General features: G+C 53.4%; 13 protein-coding genes. 7 read left to right on the top strand and 6 right to left on the bottom strand.

What is annotated here, in order from left to right; genetic code table 11:
- Positions 1-568 precede the first annotated feature (568 nt).
- From AAC019_RS02415 to AAC019_RS02405, 3 genes are all read left to right on the top strand, one after another.
- On the top strand, positions 569-2,737 hold the full coding sequence (locus tag AAC019_RS02415; RefSeq protein ID WP_339896964.1) for an AAA family ATPase: 2,169 nt from the start codon (positions 569-571) through the stop codon (positions 2,735-2,737).
- A 286-nt stretch (positions 2,738-3,023) separates the two neighbouring features.
- On the top strand, positions 3,024-3,365 hold the full coding sequence (locus tag AAC019_RS02410) for a DUF1840 domain-containing protein (protein ID WP_339896963.1): 342 nt from the start codon (positions 3,024-3,026) through the stop codon (positions 3,363-3,365).
- Between the two features lie 70 nt (positions 3,366-3,435).
- A complete protein-coding gene (locus tag AAC019_RS02405; RefSeq protein ID WP_339896962.1) occupies positions 3,436-4,011 on the top strand; it encodes a YdeI/OmpD-associated family protein in 576 nt (191 codons plus the stop codon).
- Between the two features lie 158 nt (positions 4,012-4,169).
- On the opposite strand, the gene AAC019_RS02400 is transcribed toward AAC019_RS02405, so the two are convergent.
- Positions 4,170-5,999 (bottom strand): ABC transporter ATP-binding protein, encoded by a 1,830-nt coding sequence (locus AAC019_RS02400; protein WP_339896961.1) that lies wholly within the window; start codon positions 5,997-5,999, stop codon positions 4,170-4,172.
- A 151-nt stretch (positions 6,000-6,150) separates the two neighbouring features.
- Between AAC019_RS02400 and AAC019_RS02395 the strand changes: the two genes are divergently transcribed.
- Positions 6,151-6,540, top strand: a complete 390-nt coding sequence (locus tag AAC019_RS02395) for a hypothetical protein (RefSeq protein ID WP_339896960.1) — start codon at positions 6,151-6,153, stop codon at positions 6,538-6,540.
- 136 nt (positions 6,541-6,676) lie between these two features.
- Positions 6,677-7,237 carry a hypothetical protein gene (locus AAC019_RS02390; protein WP_339896959.1) on the top strand — a complete coding sequence of 187 codons (561 nt, stop codon included), beginning with the start codon at positions 6,677-6,679 and terminating at the stop codon, positions 7,235-7,237.
- A 57-nt stretch (positions 7,238-7,294) separates the two neighbouring features.
- On the opposite strand, the gene AAC019_RS02385 is transcribed toward AAC019_RS02390, so the two are convergent.
- On the bottom strand, positions 7,295-8,149 hold the full coding sequence (locus AAC019_RS02385; protein WP_339896958.1) for a pirin family protein: 855 nt from the start codon (positions 8,147-8,149) through the stop codon (positions 7,295-7,297).
- A gap of 45 nt (positions 8,150-8,194) precedes the next feature.
- Positions 8,195-8,800 (bottom strand): FMN-dependent NADH-azoreductase, encoded by a 606-nt coding sequence (locus AAC019_RS02380; RefSeq protein ID WP_339896957.1) that lies wholly within the window; start codon positions 8,798-8,800, stop codon positions 8,195-8,197.
- Positions 8,801-8,937: 137 nt separating this feature from the next.
- On the opposite strand from AAC019_RS02380, the gene AAC019_RS02375 reads away from it, so the two are divergent.
- On the top strand, positions 8,938-9,840 hold the full coding sequence (locus AAC019_RS02375) for a LysR family transcriptional regulator (RefSeq protein WP_339896956.1): 903 nt from the start codon (positions 8,938-8,940) through the stop codon (positions 9,838-9,840).
- Positions 9,841-10,012: 172 nt separating this feature from the next.
- Here AAC019_RS02375 and AAC019_RS02370 read toward each other — a convergent pair whose 3' ends face one another.
- Positions 10,013-11,410: a class II fumarate hydratase gene (locus tag AAC019_RS02370; RefSeq protein ID WP_339896955.1), complete on the bottom strand. Its 1,398-nt coding sequence runs from the start codon at positions 11,408-11,410 to the stop codon at positions 10,013-10,015.
- A 96-nt stretch (positions 11,411-11,506) separates the two neighbouring features.
- Here AAC019_RS02370 and uvrB point away from each other — a divergent pair, with 96 nt between their 5' ends.
- Positions 11,507-13,507, top strand: a complete 2,001-nt coding sequence (uvrB, locus tag AAC019_RS02365) for an excinuclease ABC subunit UvrB (protein ID WP_339896954.1) — start codon at positions 11,507-11,509, stop codon at positions 13,505-13,507.
- 5 nt (positions 13,508-13,512) lie between these two features.
- Here the strand turns inward: uvrB and AAC019_RS02360 are convergent, their stop codons facing one another.
- Together AAC019_RS02360 and AAC019_RS02355 are read right to left on the bottom strand one after the other, a co-directional pair.
- On the bottom strand, positions 13,513-16,023 hold the full coding sequence (locus tag AAC019_RS02360; protein WP_339896953.1) for an SUMF1/EgtB/PvdO family nonheme iron enzyme: 2,511 nt from the start codon (positions 16,021-16,023) through the stop codon (positions 13,513-13,515).
- Positions 16,024-16,030: 7 nt separating this feature from the next.
- Complete coding sequence (locus AAC019_RS02355) at positions 16,031-16,885, bottom strand: protein phosphatase 2C domain-containing protein (protein ID WP_339896952.1); 855 nt, start codon at positions 16,883-16,885, stop codon at positions 16,031-16,033.
- Between the last annotated feature and the right edge of the window lie 190 nt (positions 16,886-17,075).

Here is a 17,075-nt window from a genome sequence, read left to right as displayed (position 1 = left end):
TGAGGTTCGACTTGACGGCCAATATGGCTAATAGTGCAGCTCAAATATTAATAGCTGACGTAGTGCAGGGCGGCACTGCATATGGCGGCATTTCCGGCTTGGCATAAAAATCATTATCGGTTAGTATCATTAAATAATAAGCGCTTGCGAAGTATCGGCACGTATTTAGATGGAGAGTATGGTTTAAATGGATGTTTAGTTTTAAGTCCCCTTTATCCCTTTCTTCTTGGCCCCTTTACGACCAAAGCGCGTAACCGCGAGTTCATTGTGAGCCGGCTCACTTTTAAATGGCAAAAATAGCTCGATTCGGCTTTAAAACTATTTAAAAACAATGGCTTATGTGGTGAATGCTGTGCTCCTGTTAAATGAAATAGGTTGCCAGCGTCAAATCACGCTGGCGTACTTTGACTTTTTAAGATAAATGGCTTGTCGGGCTTTTTTCATCTTAAAATCAATGGGGTGGATTTTGCTGCTAAAGTGTATGCGACAAAAGATAGGTTGCTTGGCGCACTTTTCGGTCCGCACACTAATAAGCTGTTATATGCTTTGAAGTAGGAGGTAGCAATAGGTGATTACCGAAATTCACATGGATGCAGTGGCAAGCTTTAAGCAAGCTACGTCGCTCGTTACGGATAAGAAAATAAATCTTATCTACGGCCTAAACGGCACCGGTAAATCAACAATTTCCAATTTTCTTTATGAGCCCGACAATCCTGCGTTCATCTTGTGCAAAAAGGTTCCCGCAGAATCGGCTCCAATTCTCGTTTACAACCAGAAGTTCATACAAGACAACTTCTACGTTGCGGATAGTCTGCAAGGCATCTTCAGCCTTTCAAAAGAGAATAAAGAAGCTGAACAAAAGATAGCCAAGGCGACTAAGCAGCAAGGGGAGCTTGAGCAGGATCTACAAGAGAAGCGCGATGAAAAGGAATTGGCAACACAGGAATTTTCCAGACAAAAACACCAGGCCATAGAAAAAGTTTGGGCCATCAAGCAGACCTATGCTGGTGGAGATCGCATTCTTGAGTACTGTCTCGAAGGCCTGAAGGCCCAAAAAGACAAGCTTTTTGCCCATCTCCAGAGTATCCCGAAGCCAGCTAGTGAGCCAAAAAAAGATGTTCAAACAATCCGGCAGGAAGTAGAGGCGCTCAAAGGTGATGATGCTCAGTTCCAACAGCGACTAACAACTCTGTCTTTTACTTCTCACAGTGTTGAGTCGGACCCAGCGTTCGGAAAATCCATCTTGGGGAATACCGATAGTGAGGTTGCCGCTCTAATCGAGAGTTTGGGGAATTCGGACTGGGTGAAGCAAGGCCTTTCTTTCTTGCCGGAGAGCGTAGGTGATTCAAGCGCGCAATGCCCATTTTGCCAGAAGGCGACAATTTCGGAGAAATTTATCGACAGCGTAAGGTCGTACTTTGATGTGACCTATGAGCAGCAGTTAGACGAGCTTGCACAACTTCTAAATGCGTACCGAGCCGCCTTTGATTCGTTGCCGGGGCTGAGTTCCTTTACCGACCATTCATTCGCAGAAAAGCGCAGGGACTCCATAGCCAACAAATATCAGTTACTTGTAGACGCTATCCAGAGTAATGCTCGAAAGATTGAAACAAAGTTAACGAGCCCAAAGGTTCCGACTACGTTGTCCGACACGACTGGCTTAATCGCCGATTTCAACTCAACAGTCGATCAGATTAACTCAGAAGTCGATGAGTACAACGACAAGCTCAAGAATCGCGGATCTGCTCTCGAAAACTTACGCAACGAATTTTGGCAACTGATGCGATGGCAGTATGACCAAACAATGACGAGGTTTGATGCCGACCGACGAGCTGCCAATCAGCAATTGAAAGGTTTAGATGTAGGTATCGGAAATATTGATGCTGCGCTGACAAAGGTCAAGGGGGAAATTGCGGAGGCGCAAAAACAGACTGTGAATATTGACCAAGCGATTACCGCTATAAATACAGGTCTGACTGATCTCGGCATAGATGACTTCAGCGTACAGAAGCACTCTGACAATCTATATCGCGTGGTGCGCGCAGGCGATTCCAAAGACGCATTTCACTCGCTAAGCGAGGGAGAGAAGATGATGATCAGCTTCTTGTATTTCTGCGAGCTGTGTAAGGGAAAGGTTAGTGCAGAGGACACCCACGCTCAGCGCATTGCGGTGATTGATGATCCAATTTCGAGCCTTTCTCATGTATTCATCTTCAACGTAGGGCAACTCATTCGTTCGGTATTCTTCAAAGGGGAGCAGTTCAGTCAGGTTATTGTCCTGACTCATAGTCTCTACTTCTTCTACGAGATGACAGACCCGAATCACGAGCGCCGCAAAGAAACACAGAAATTGTTTAGGCTTTCAAAGCCCTCTTCTGGCAGTGTCATCCAGGAGATGAAGTACGAAGAGATTCAAAATGACTATCAAGCGTACTGGTCCGTTGTTAATGACCAATCTCAACCGGCGGCACTTATCGCAAACTGTATGCGCAATATAGTGGAGTATTTTTTTAACTTTGTTCGAAAGAAGGACCTAAATAAGGTTTTCCAGATGCCTGAACTCCAGGATGCGAAGTACCAAGCCTTTTGCCGGTACATCAATCGGGAGTCACATTCACTTGGCCAGAACATCATAGATATGAAGGAGTTCAACTATGACGTCTTCAAGGAAGGGTTGAGGCTAGTTTTTGAGAAAACGGGCTACCTAGACCACTATAAAGCCATGTCAAAGTGCTAGTAGTACCAAGGTGCGAAACGCACATAACAATCGGCTGCACGGCGACCGGTGTTCCACTGCTTCTCAGCTCCAAACCGGCGCGTGAGCCGGGCGTTATGCGCCCAAGTTACCCACAAAAAGTAGACATCTTCTATAGTTATCTGGGAGCACTTGTAGTAGAAAACCCTCTTCTCATAAAAATATTGAGCTTAGCTGGCAGGCACAGTAAAGTCGGTTTTATTACGTGTTTCGTTTGAGCTCGACCATCTATTTCTTTTGTATTGCTCACTAATAGAGGTATCTGATTTTGATCAAATTCTACAGTGAAGAGTCGGCAGGTTTCGTTATGCTTGATAATGTCGCCGGTCAAGTGCTTACTATGATGGGCCATGGCGGCAGCAAAGAAGGGGCGGTCGATGGTGAAGTTCTGTCTTCAGCGCTAGATAAGCTGACTTCGGCCGTTGCGCGTGAGCAGGACAAGGCAGACAGTGGTAACCCTGAGGAACAGGGCGGTGGCGATGATTGGGAGGAGGCTGAGGACGGCGATGAGCCGAAGCCGGTGAGCATTTCGGCGCGGGCCACACCGCTTATCGAGATGCTACGTCGCGCCAAGGACGCTGACGGCTACGTGATGTGGCGTTCGGAATGATGTCTGGTGTGGGGTAGGCCCTACACGCTACTCCAGAATATTAACGCGCTTGCGTCAGGTGCTCTATTTTATGCCCACACCCGATCCAGACAAAATCTTATCCTTCAGTAAGCCGGAAGACCTTGGTCACTGGCTTGAGCTGAATCACGCCAGCGAAACTGAGTTGTGGGTAAAGATGTATAAGAAAAGCTCTGGCGTATCGAGTGTGACGTGGGATGATGTTGTAGTTGAGGTGCTGCGCTGGGGCTGGATTGATGGTATTAGAAAGTCACTCGATGAACAGGCCTTTATCCAGCGCATATCGCCCAGAAAAGCGCGAAGCAACTGGTCGAAAAGAAACTGCGAGCATGTGGAGCGTTTGATAAGCGAGGGCCGGATGACGGAAGCGGGCCTTGCACACGTAACGGCCGCTAAGGCAGATGGCCGGTGGGATAACGCTTATGCGGTAAGTGAAATGTCAGTACCGGAAGATTTTTTGGCGGTACTCGAAGGCAAGCCGGAGGCAAAGCAGTTTTTTGAAACACTCACCAAGTCGAGCCGTTATATTATCGCCCACGGATTGATAAGTGCGAAGAAGCCTGAAACAAGAGCGAAACGATTTAACAAATACATCGACATGCTAGGCCGTAAAGAAAAGCCCACCTAGCCCTTAAGGAAGCGCCCGAGCGGCCTTTACTTTGATTTGGCCAAACAGAAAAGCCACTCGCCTGCCCGGCGACAGAGGTCAACCTGCTAAAAAACGCGTTATTGTAAATCGCACGGCGCCTTGCTAACCAAAGCGCATTCAACGCCGCGCGCCGCCCATTAATCCTCCCCCAAAAACCCCCCAGACTGATGCGCCCACAACTGCGCATAAACCCCTTGCTGCGCAATCAACTCCTGATGGGTGCCTTGCTCGACGATACGGCCCTGATCTAACACAATCAGCCGGTCTAGCGCGGCAATGGTGGATAACCGGTGGGCGATGGCGATAACGGTTTTATCGCCCATTAGGTGGGTGAGGTTGCTTTGGATAACCGACTCTACTTCGGAGTCGAGTGCGGAGGTGGCTTCATCCAGAATTAGAATGGGCGCGTCTTTTAATAGCACCCGGGCGATGGCAATGCGCTGCCTTTGGCCGCCCGAGAGTTTTACGCCGCGCTCGCCCACGTGAGCATCGTAGCCGGTGCGGCCTTTTGAATCTTTTAAGCTAACAATAAACTCGTGGGCCTGGGCTTGTTTGGCGGCGGCGATCATTTGCGCCTCGGTGGCGTTGGGGCGACCGTACAGTAGGTTGTCGCGAATGGAGCGGTGCAACAGTGAGGTATCCTGGGTGACCATACCAATATGCTGGCGCAAACTCTCTTGGGTTACTTGATCGATGTCTTGCCCATCGATGGTAAGGCGGCCGCTGGAGATATCGTAAAAACGCAACAATAAGTTTACCAGTGTGGATTTGCCGGCGCCGGACCGGCCGACTAATCCAATTTTTTCACCGCTGTTGATGGCGAGGTTAAATTGCTGAATAACGTTTTTGTCCTCGCCATAATCAAAGTCGACGTCATTAAAGTTAATTTCGCCGCGGTTAACCTGTAGCTCGCGCGCGCCGGGTTTATCGGTGATGGTAAAGGGTTGGGTTAAGGTGTTGGCGCCGTCTTGCACCGTGCCGATATTTTCAAACAGCGAGGAGATCTCCCACATTATCCACTGGGACATACCGTTGATGCGCAGCACCATGGCCAAGGCGGTGGCGATGGCGCCGGTGGTAATGGCGGCGTCTGCCCACAGGCTAATAGCCAGCGCAGCCAATGAGAATATCAGCAGGGCGTTTAAGCTCCAGACGCACACGTTTAGTACGGTAACCAAGCGCATTTGCGGGTGCACGGTTTGTAAAAACTGGTTCATGCCGTCGCGGGCGTAGCTGGCCTCACGGCCGGCGTGAGAGAAAAGTTTTACCGTATGAATGTTGGTATAGGTATCGACAATACGGCCGGTCATTTCGGCGCGGGCATCGGCCTGGGTGGTGGATATTTGGCGCAGCTTGGGCAAAAAGTAGGCGAGGGTACCAATATAGCCAACTACCCAAACTAACATGGGGATTGCCATGCGCCAGTCGAGCGCGCCCATTAGCAGTATCATGCTGCCAAAGTACACACCGATGTACACGGCAACGTCCAGTAGTTTCATTACGGTTTCGCGCACCGCCAGTGCGGTTTGCATCACGCGAGTCGCCAGACGGCCGGAAAACTCGTCCTGAAAAAAGCCAACACTTTGCCCCAGCAGGTATTGATGCGCCTTCCAGCGGATGGCCATGGGAAAGTTACCCAGCATGGTTTGGTGGATAAACAATGCGTGCAGGGCAATGACTAGAGGAATGCCAACCAATAGGGTTAGGGCAATAGCGGTTAACCGGCCGCCGTAATCCTGCCATAGGGTGTCGGGCGAGGTGTTATTGAGCCAATCCACCAAACTGCCCAGCGCACCAAACAGCGATACCTCGATAATGGCAATAGTGGCCGACAGCAGTGCCATCATTAATAGGTAGCGTTTGGCCCCTTGGGTAAAAAACAAACAAAAGGCTAATAGGCCTTTGGGCGGGCGGATTGCGCCATCCTCTGGAAAGGGTTTGAGCAGCTGTTCGAAAAATGCAAACATAGGGCACCTTTTATTAATGCAGGTCGTACAAGGGCCCGCTAAGATTGGGCGTTTTGGAGGTGTGGGCGACGTATTGCGCAAGGCGTGATTGTAGCAAATATTCACCCCGCACCGTCAGTTATTAGAGTTGTCATATGAGTGTTACTACACAATGAAAAAATGGTTGTTGGTTTTTGCCGCCGGATCGCTCGGGGCATTGGTGAGTGCTTTGGCCATGTGGCTGGCCGGGCGTTATGGATTAACCCAGGCGATGGGCGTTAGGCTGGCGCCGGCACTGTCGGCCCATTGGCTGTACCCGCGTATCGTATGGGGCGGTTTGTGGGGCTTTTTGTTTTTGTTGCCGTTGTTTGGTGGGCGCTGGATACTTAAATCGGCGGTATTGGCGTTAATTGTGACTTTAGTTCAGTTATTTGTGATTTACCCCTATACCACCCACTACGGTGTGGCCGGTTTAGAGCTGGGTATGCTGATGCCGCTGGCGGTGTATATTTTTGCGTTTATCTGGGCGCTTACAGCGGCCATTAGCCTGCGCTTGGCGTAGTGTGGCCTGCTGCCTACTCAAAGTGCTAGCCGGCGCACGCATTATGCGCCGCAGTTGCCGTACAGTAGTGGTCTGAATAACGGTTAACCGATTTTTATTGTTGCTCCGGCCAAAGCCGGTTATGGAGAGGTAAGTTATGAAGGTACAGAATAAATTGCAACTGCTAAAGCAGGCCGTGCTGAGTATATGCCTGGTATTGCTAACGGTGCAGGCGCACGCCAAAGAAACGCTGGATTCTGACGTAGTGGACCAATGGCTGGCTACAACAAAAGCTGTGATCCCGATGCGGGATGTGTTTGAGCGGATATCGGAGGAATCTGAAATTGCGCAAAAATATTCTCAGGATGAATTTAAGGCGATGGATCAGGACGAGCAAGATAAACTGCTGGACCAGTTACTAAAAGACGAGGGCGTATACGACGAGGTATACGAGGTGCTGGATGCCAATGATTGGGATAATGCCGGCAGCTATGTGCGCGTTAGCGAGCGTATGGCGCAGGGCATTCAGGTGCATATGCAAAATATGATGCTTAAAAATCTACCGGCCGAGCAGGCACAAATGGTAAAAGAAATGATGGGTGGTGACGTTGAGGCGGACCCAAAAGATGTGGAAGTAATCAGTAAAAACTGGGGTAAGATTTCTCGCTTTATTGGCGAAAACATCGATACGTCACAGCTGCCCTCTATGGGGCAATAAGCACCAGACAAAAAAAGCGCACTTTGTGCGCTTTTTTTGTGCCTGAGATTAACGTTGCTACGCGGTTAACGTACCAGCGCGGTAATCGTTAATGGCCTGTTCTATTTCCTCGTGCGTGTTCATCACAAAGGGGCCGTACTGGGCAATCGGCTCGCCAATGGGTTTGCCACCAATCAGCAGTAGTCGCAGCGGCTCGGTGCCCGCGGCGGTAATAGCAATACTGTCACCATCACCGAGTAAGCCTGCCGTGCTGGTATTAACCAAGCGTTTATCTTCACCTACCAGCGCTTGCCCCTCGTACGGGTACAAAAACAAGTGGTGCCCCTGGGGTACGCTAAATTGCTCGGTAATACCGGCCGGTAGCGTGATGTCCCAGTACACAGGCTCGGTACTTAGGCCCGAGATTGCCCCCGTGGTTATTTTGCCGCTGTGGTTTAACGACCCCGCAATGACTTTTACCGAGGCGCCGGAGTTAAGTGCCACAACGGGTATCGTGTCGGCGGCAATATCGCGATAGGCCGCCGGCTTCATTTTCTCGCTGGCGGGTAGGTTTAGCCAAAGCTGAAACCCACGCATTTTGCCCTCGAGCTGTTGCGGCATTTCTGAGTGAATAATACCCCGGGCGGCGGTCATCCACTGCACGTCACCGGCTTTTAAATCGCCCCGGTTGCCCATGTGATCTTCGTGCAGCATATGGCCGTCGAGCATATAGGTGACCGTTTCAAAGCCGCGGTGCGGATGCGACGGGAACCCGGCCAAATAATCGGCGGCGTTTTCGGAGTTAAACTCATCCAGCATCAACACCGGGTCGTGACGCACTCTGGGGCCTTGGCCCAGGCTGCGTTTAATTTTTACCCCCGCGCCCTCGCTGGCGGCTAATGCGGGGATCAACTGCTGTATTTCACGGCTCATTTTAGTACCCCTCCAAATGCATTGCGTTAAAAGTGCTAAGGCCTATCAAGCGGCCAGGGTGCGGTCAATTTCTTGCTCGGCGCCGGCAAGCGCTTTGTCTTTGCCCTCCGGGCCCATGGCGATGCCTTCGGCGTAGATAAAGTGGGTATCGGTTAGGCCCAAAAACCCGAGAAACGCCTGCATGTAGCCAGTTTGCGAGTCGGCCTGAGTACCGGCGTACAAACCGCCGCGTGCAGCCAACACGTAAACCGGAATGGCCGGCAACAAGCCTTCAGAGCCGTTGCTGGTGTACTGGAAGGTAACACCAGAGCGGGCAATATGGTCAAAATAGGCTTTAAGGGTAGAGGGTATGCCAAAGTTGTACATTGGCAGCCCAATGGTGACCACATCGGCCGATTTTAGCTCGGCGATCAACTCGTCCGAGTAGTCGACAATACTTTGCTCGGTGGGTGTGCGTTTCTCGGCGGGCGTTAAAAACGCATTAAAGCGCTCGCCGTCTAAGTGGGGCACCGGGCTTGCGGCAACATCGCGCACTACCACCCGGCCACCGGGGTTTTGCTGCTGCCAGCGCTGCACAAATTGGTTGCTTAAATAGCTAGATTGACCGTCATCGCCGTTAAGGCTGCTCTTGATCTGTAATAGGGTTTTCATGATTAGGTTTCCTGATTGATTGCTATGGTGCTATTAAAGTATTTGCTGACCCGATAATAAATAGGTAAATTTAGCCTTATTTAATCGAAAATATCGAATCGTCAAGGTTGCACGATGTTTAAGTATCAGGAAGGGTTATGCCAAAAGACATTAAAGTAACACTGGATCAGTGGCGGGCCCTGATCGCGGTGATCGAGTGCGGCGGCTACGCCCATGCCGCCGAGAAGCTGGGTAAAAGCCAGTCGACGGTGTCATACGCGATCAGTCAGTTAGAGCAGGCGTTGCAAGTGGCGGTGTTTAAAATTGAAGGTCGTCGCGCCATTGCCACTGCAGCGGGCGAAAGCCTGTACCGGCGGGCGCGGCACTTGCTGGATGAGGCAGAGTCCCTGGAGGATGCCGCGGCGCGTATGGGGCAAAAGATCGAACCCGAGGTACGACTGGCGGCCGACTTGCTGGCCCCGGCGGGCGAGATACTGCATTGCTTGCAGGAGTTTACCCAGCAGTACCCGACCACCCGGGCCGATGTTTTAGAGTCCGTGTTAAGTGGTACAGAGGACGCGCTGGTCCAGCGGCAAGTTGATTTAGCCATCATCGGCCGTGTGCCCGCCGGTTTTATTGGGGATTACCTGCGCACTGTATCCTTGATTGGCGTGGCAGCACCGTCGCACCCGTTGCATCAACTTGGGCGCGAGGTAACGCAGGAGGATCTGCGCCATCACCGCCAACTCATTGTCCGTGACTCGGGTATCCACCGACGCTACAGCGCCGGCTGGCAAGAGGCAGAACAGCGCTGGACCTTTACCCATATCAGCACCTCGCTTGCCGCTGTGCGCAGCGGCCTGGGCTACGCCTGGCTGCCGGAGGGTTACCTGGAGCAAGACCTTGCCTCGGGCGCGATTAAGCGCCTGCCCATGGAGCAGGGCGGCGAACGGGTGGTGACCTTGTATTTGGTGTTGGCCGATCGCGATATCGCCGGCCCGGCTACCCGGGCACTGGCGCAAATCATTAAAGCGCACTTTAGCCCTGTGTCAGCACGTTAAGCCAATATACTGGCATCGTAAGCGTTAAGAGGTGTGCCCACCTACCTAAGCCATAACCCGGTCATCCCCGCGAAGGCGGGGATCCAGCGGCTTTGAGTACGCAGATATCGGCGCTCCCACCTTCGCGAGAGCCACAAACCCAGCCTCAGAGCTTATTAATGGTCGTCCGGTGCTAGGGATGCGTTAATCGCTGGGGGTCGAGCAGTTCGCTTAAGTTTTCGCGGGACAGTTCGGTTTCTTCTTCGGCCACATCAAGAATATCCCGTTGCTCGCGGTAGGCTTTTTTGGCGATTTCGGCGGCTTTGCTGTAGCCGATGGTGGCGTTGAGGGCGGTGACAAGAATGGGGTTTTTGGCCAGCGGGCGCTGAATTTTGTCGTAGTTGACGCTAAAGCCCGCGATGGCCTGATCCGCCAGGCTGGTGGCGCTGTTGGCCATTAGCTGGATGGACTGCAACAGGTTGTTGCCAATCAGCGGTAGCATCACGTTAAGCTCAAAGTTACCGGCGCCGCAGGCGCTGGTTGTAGCGGCGTCTAGCCCCATCACCTGGGTGGCGGCCATGGCGGTGGCCTCGGGAATCACCGGGTTCACTTTACCGGGCATAATCGACGAGCCAGGTTGCAGCGCGGGCAGGCTGATTTCGCCGATGCCGGCCAGTGGGCCGGAGTTCATCCAGCGTAAATCATTACTGATTTTTAACACGGTGACGGCGAGGGTTTTAAGGGCGCCAGACAGTGCTGCTAAATCGTCTTGCGCGCCAATTTTGCTAAAAGGGGACTCGCAAGGCGTAAAGGCAATGCCGGTATCCTCGCTCAGGCAGCGGGTAAAGCTTTGGCTAAACCCCTCGGGGGTGTTAATGCCCGTGCCTACGGCGGTACCGCCCTGAGGTAGGGCGCTGATCTCGTTAAGGGCGAACTCCAGCCTCCGGCTATCGGCTTTTACTTGGGTGCTCCAGCCCGATAACACCTGACCAAACGTCACCGGCATAGCATCCATTAAATGGGTGCGGCCGGTTTTAACCACGTGATCCAGCTCCTGGGCGCGCTGGGTGATGATGTTTTGCAGGTGCTCAAGCGCCGGTAGCAGCTGTTGGGTAATTTGCGTGGCGCAGGCGATGCGAATACTGCTGGGGAAGACATCGTTACTGCTTTGGCTGCAGTTAACGTGATCGTTGGGGTGAGCTTCAATGTTGGCCTGGGCGCACAGGTGGCTGATCACTTCGTTGACGTTCATATTGCTGCTGGTGCCCGAGCCGGTTTGATAGATGTCCACCGGGAACTGCGCCCGATGCTTGCCTTCTAACAAGGTTTTACAAGCCGTTTGAATCGCGCCGGCACGGGCAAAATCTAGCGCCTCGCATTCAATATTGGCCCTGGCGGCGGCGTGCTTTACTTGCACAATGGCGTCAATCAGCGACGCCGGCAGCGGGCCACCACCCAGCGTAAAGTTGTCCACTGCCCGTTGCGTTTGCGCGCCGTACAGGGCATCTTGGGGCACCTTGACGTCGCCCAGGCTGTCACTTTCAATACGAACCGCGTTGTTGCCGTTGTCACTTGCGCCAAAAGAATCCATATGGGCCTCGTATCTGCAGTAAAATGAGTGATTGAGTTACTGTAGCATAGCCGCCGGTGGGTTTTGTGGGCGCGCGTTAAATAGAGTCTGTTGTATATGAGCACAAAGTTTAAAGTTCACAGTAGTTACCAGCCCGCGGGCGATCAGCCTGCCGCCATTGCCGGCTTGGTTGATGGTATTGAATCGGGCCTGGCCCACCAGACACTGCTGGGGGTTACGGGCTCGGGTAAAACCTTCTCGATTGCCCATGTGATTGGCCAGGTGCAGCGGCCCACCCTGGTAATGGCCCACAATAAAACACTGGCGGCGCAGTTATACGGTGAATTTAAAGAGTTCTTCCCCGATAACGCCGTGGAGTATTTTGTCTCTTATTACGATTATTACCAGCCCGAGGCTTACGTTCCGTCGTCCGATACCTTTATCGAAAAAGACGCCTCGGTGAATGACCATATCGAGCAAATGCGCTTGTCGGCGACCAAGGCCTTGATGGAGCGCAAAGATGCCATTGTGGTGGCCACGGTATCGGCGATTTACGGTTTGGGTGACCCGGAATCTTATTTAAAAATGGTGCTGCATCTGGTGCGCGGCGATCGCATCGATCAGCGAAAAATATTGCGCCGTTTGGCCGAGCTGCAATACACCCGCAACGATATGGACTTTCAGCGCGCCACTTACCGGGTGCGCGGCGACGTGATTGATATTTTTCCGGCCGACTCGGATATGGAGGCGGTGCGGGTTGAGTTGTTTGACGATGAGATCGAGCGCATCTCAATTTTTGACCCGCTAACCGGCGAGGTACTGCACAAAGTGCCGCGCATGACGATTTACCCAAAATCGCACTATGTTACGCCGCGCGAAAAAATATTAGCCGCAGTTGACGATATTAAAGAAGAGTTAGCCGAGCGGCTAAAGCAGCTGCGTGAGAACGATAAGCTGGTCGAGGCGCAGCGCCTGGAGCAGCGCACCCGCTATGACCTAGAGATGATGCAAGAGCTGGGTTATTGCAACGGCATCGAAAACTATTCCCGTTATTTGTCGGGCCGGGACCCGGGCGAGGCGCCGCCCACCTTATTTGATTATTTACCCCGCGAAGCCCTACTGGTCATTGATGAATCGCACGTGACTATTCCGCAAATTGGCGCTATGTATAAAGGCGATCGGTCACGCAAAGAAACGCTGGTAGAGTATGGGTTTCGTTTGCCCTCAGCGTTGGATAACCGTCCCATGCGTTTTGATGAGTGGGAGTCGCGCGCGCCGCAAATGATTTTTGTCTCGGCAACGCCGGCCGCCTACGAGGCCGAGCACGCCGGCCAAATTGTCGAGCAAGTGGTGCGCCCCACGGGGCTGGTTGACCCGCAAATTGAAGTGCGCCCGGCAACGACCCAGGTTGACGATGTGTTGTCTGAGTTGCGCGCGCGGGTCGAGCTTGAAGAGCGAATCCTGATTACTGTATTAACCAAACGCATGGCCGAAGACTTAACCGAATATTTATCCGAGCACGGTGTGCGGGTGCGTTATTTGCACTCGGATATCGACACCGTAGAGCGCGTCGAAATTATTCGCGATTTACGCTTGGGTGAGTTTGATGTTTTAGTCGGTATTAACTTGCTGCGTGAAGGTTTGGATATGCCAGAGGTTTCATTGGTGGCGATTTTAGATGCCGATAAAGAGGGGTTTTTGCGCTCGGATCGGGCGCTAATTCAAACCATTGGGCGGGCGGCGCGTAACTTAAACGGTAAGGCAATTTTGTACGCCGACCGTATTACCGGCTCGATGCAGCGCGCTATGGATGAAACCGAACGCCGCCGCGAAAAACAAATTGCGCATAATCTGGAGCACGGTATTACGCCTCAGGGCATTAAGAAAAACATCGCCGATATTATGGAGGGCACTCAAGTGCCCGGCGCCAAGGGTAAACGCAGGGGCGCGGGTCGGGGCAAATCAAATGAGGCTATTGAGTTGCCGGCCGATGGCGATATTTGGAAGCAGGTAGAGAAGCTTGAGGCGCAAATGTTGGCCGCGGCAAAAGACTTAGAGTTTGAGCGCGCGGCGCAGTTGCGTGATCAGATAAACCAACTAAAAGAGGCGGGCTTATAAGCCCGCTAATTGTTTAGCTCTACCACCAAGCGAAAGCCAATGTCCTCGTGGTAAGTGTGCTGCGGTTGAAACTGGCGGCTGTAGGTATTGGTCTCGCGGGCATCGGATTTTAACGATCCACCGCGCACCACCCGAGCGGGGCAGTTATTTTGCTGATACGCCTCGGGGCTGGCGGAGGCATTTTGATAACCGTCGCGGTAGCAATCGGCCACCCATTCGGCCACGTTACCTGCCATATCAAACAGGCCAAAATTGTTGGCTTTATAGCTACCCACTGGCGCGGTTTTGCCGCTAAAAATTCCGGTAAACTCGCTGTCGCAATGACGCCGGCAGTTGGCGTAACCCGCTGCATCTTTGGCGTTATTGCCCCACGCATACTCTTGCGCTTTACCGCTTTTGGCCAGGTATTCCCACTCGGCTTCGGTGGGCAGGCGGTAGCGCATGCCGGTTTGCTCGCTTAGCCATTTTGCGTACATATCGGCTTCTTCCCAGCTGACGTTTATCACCGGGCGGTCGCCGCGCCCCCAGCGGTTGTCTCCCGGTAGCGGCATGCCTTTGCGTTTGGCAAATAGCTCGTACTGGTCAAAAGTAATCTCGTGCTGGCTGACGGCGAAACGATTATTGATGTTTACCTTATGTACGGGCTGGCTGTTGTTGTCCGGCCCCCCCATCCGAAACTGGCCGGCGGGTACCACGATCATTGACGGGCCCCGGGCATTGCCCGAAAGCGCGCTGGAAAACACGCTGCCCACCTCGCGTTGCTCGCGCAGGCTAACGGTTTTGGTTAACGGCTGCTGCTCTACGGTGACCCACTGCAAGTATTTACGGTAACCCGGTGCCGTTACCTCAACCTGATAGCGACCGGGTTTTAGCTCGATACCGGGGGTGTATTTTGCGCGTATGTTCATAATGCGGATGCGCGCATCGCTGGGCTCCGGGGTAACGGTAAAGCTGTATTTGGCCGCCGAGCCAGAGTTTGAGTCGTCAGCTTCTGGCTCATCAATTTCTGGCTCGTCAATAGCGGTCTCGGCCACGGCGTTGCTATTGGTTAGCTCGTTTACCTCTGCGGGCTCGGTGATGGCACTGGACGCTAGGCTTGTGCTGGATGCGGCGGCATCGCTGCTGCGCAGTGCGCTGTCCGTCGTCAAAGACACAGTTTCGGTGGCGGCGCTTTGGCTCGAGGCCGCCGCAGTGTTTAACGCGGCACTCTCGTCCGGTGACTCGACCGTGTTGTCCGTGCCGGCCGCGTCGTCTTCGGGTGCCGGGTTTTGGGTTAGGCTGTCGGGCTGATTGGTTTGCCAGGCGATGCTGGCGGAGCCTTGTGTCTCGGTGTTTTGCGCAATCGTGGCCTCCTCTGATGGGTCGTCAGACGGGGCCATCAGCCAGATGATAATGAGCAGCCCCAGTAATAACACAGCACCCGTGGCAAGCCAGCGAGGCTGCCTGAGTAACCCCGCGATGCCCGTTGGTGATTGTGCCGCCTTGTGAAATTGCGTCGCGACCAGTGTATTTTGCCGGGTAGGGTAATCGCTTAAGGCAGCCTGTTCGGGCTCGGCGTGATGAAAGCCCTGCTCGCGAGAAAAGCGCAGGCCGCGCACGTTGCTCCACAGCTGATGACTGATAGATTTAACACTGTTGGCCAAGCGCCAACCGATGGTGTGGGTCAGGGCCTGAAACTGATGGCTAAGATTCTGACCGTCGCCATCGCCGTCACCTAGCTCGCGCATTTTTAACTGCAGTAGCTCGATATCAACCACCAGCTCACGGCCGGTTTGGTAGCGTTTATCGGGCTCTTTGTCGAGCAGCTTGTTCAAAATATCCTGATAGCGGCGATACTGCGTCGGCAGCTTGGGCAGGGGTGAGGCGAGGTGTTTGAGGGCAATGGCCACCGCCTCGTCACCCTGGTACGGTACCGCGCCCGTGAGCATCTCGTAAAACACGATGCCCAAGCTGTATAAGTCTGAGCGGCCATCGGCATTTTTACCGCGGGTTTGCTCGGGGCTCATATAGTGGGGCGTGCCCACCACGGTGCCAGCGTGAGTGGCGCGTGGCCCGCTGTTGCGCGCGAGCGCCACGCCAAAATCGGTGAGTACCGCCGAACCGCCATCGCGAAACAAAATGTTTTCGGGTTTGATGTCGCGATGGATGTAGCCTTTTTCGTGGGCGTGATCGAGCGCCGAGGCCATTTCGCGCAAAATCTCGAGCGCGGCGTCGGCGTCAATACCACTGAGCATTTTGTCGTGTATCGAGCCGCCCGGCAGATAATCCATGGCGATGTAATTTAAATTGTCGTGTCGGCCAATATCGTAAATCGAGACAATGTTGGGGTGCGACAGTTGGCCCACGATATTGGCTTCGCGCTGAAACCGCTCGCTAAAACTCGGGTCGCCATTTAGCGCCGGCGACATAACCTTTAGGGCGACGACCCGGCCGACGCTTTCCTGAATGGCGAGATACACAGTGGACATACCACCGTGGTTAATTTTGCGAATGATGCGATAGCCGGGTATATACATGGGTGTTTCAGTACAAAGTCCAATAGAGCAGGGCGACCAAGATGCCCAGGGCGGCCAGATAAATAAAAGTATCGAGGCGGCGGCTGTGACTAAACACCGGTACCCAGTGAGACAGCTTTGCCAGTAGCGACGGCGAGTGTTTGGGCGCGGCGATTATTTGCAGCGTAATGTTATCTCGCCCGCCGGCGCCCAGTGCGGCCTGCATTAGCTCGCGTGTGGCCTCGCGCGGTGTTTTACAGTTTTTAAGTATTTGTGCGATGTCCTCGTCACTGAGCTCGTCGGTTAAGCCGTCGCTGCACAGTAAAACCCACTGCTGTTCTTGCCACTGACGCTCGACATGATCGACGGTGACGGCGTCCAGCTCTTGTGAGCCCAGACACTGGGTAATGATGTTGCGATCCGGGTGAGTGTGCGCCTCGTTGGCGGCAATGGCACCGGATTCCAGCAGCATTTGTACGTAGGAGTGATCGCGCGTTAATAGCTCTAATTCACCCGTGCTGCGGCTGTACAGATACGAGCGGCTGTCGCCGACCCAGGCAATTTGATACTGCTCCAGGTTGCTGCGCAGTGCCACTACTGTAGAGCCCATCCCCTCGGCGCCCACACCGCGGGCTACGGCATCTAATACCGCACGGTGCGCCGCCTGAATGGCGTCGGGCAGAGGCTGATTGGGTTTTTGTTCCAGAGTTTGACGGACGATGTCGCTGGCGACTTCGCCCGCCTCATGGCCACCCATGCCATCGGCCACCATCCACAATGAATACGCAGGAAGACTTAAATAGCAGTCTTCATTATTGCTGCGCTTGCGTCCCGGGTTGGTGACGGAGCTTGATTCCAAATCCTGTATGGGTGAGTGCTTCATCCTGATTTCGGGCCTTAGACCTCGTTCGGGCGGTGCGTGGTTATTATTGCGCGATCAGCCCAGAATAATACCGCCATCCTTTATTCTTGGGATAGTACCCTAAAACCCTAAGTGGTTGCTGATATTTCCACGCCAGCGCCAATGTTTATGGCCGGTAAGTATGACACGCACCACCAGACGGTTGGCTAGG

Origin of the sequence: uncultured Gilvimarinus sp. (genome assembly GCF_963975215.1) — a bacterium.
Lineage (GTDB): Bacteria > Pseudomonadota > Gammaproteobacteria > Pseudomonadales > Cellvibrionaceae > Gilvimarinus.
This window is presented reverse-complemented; position numbering and strand designations above follow the sequence as displayed.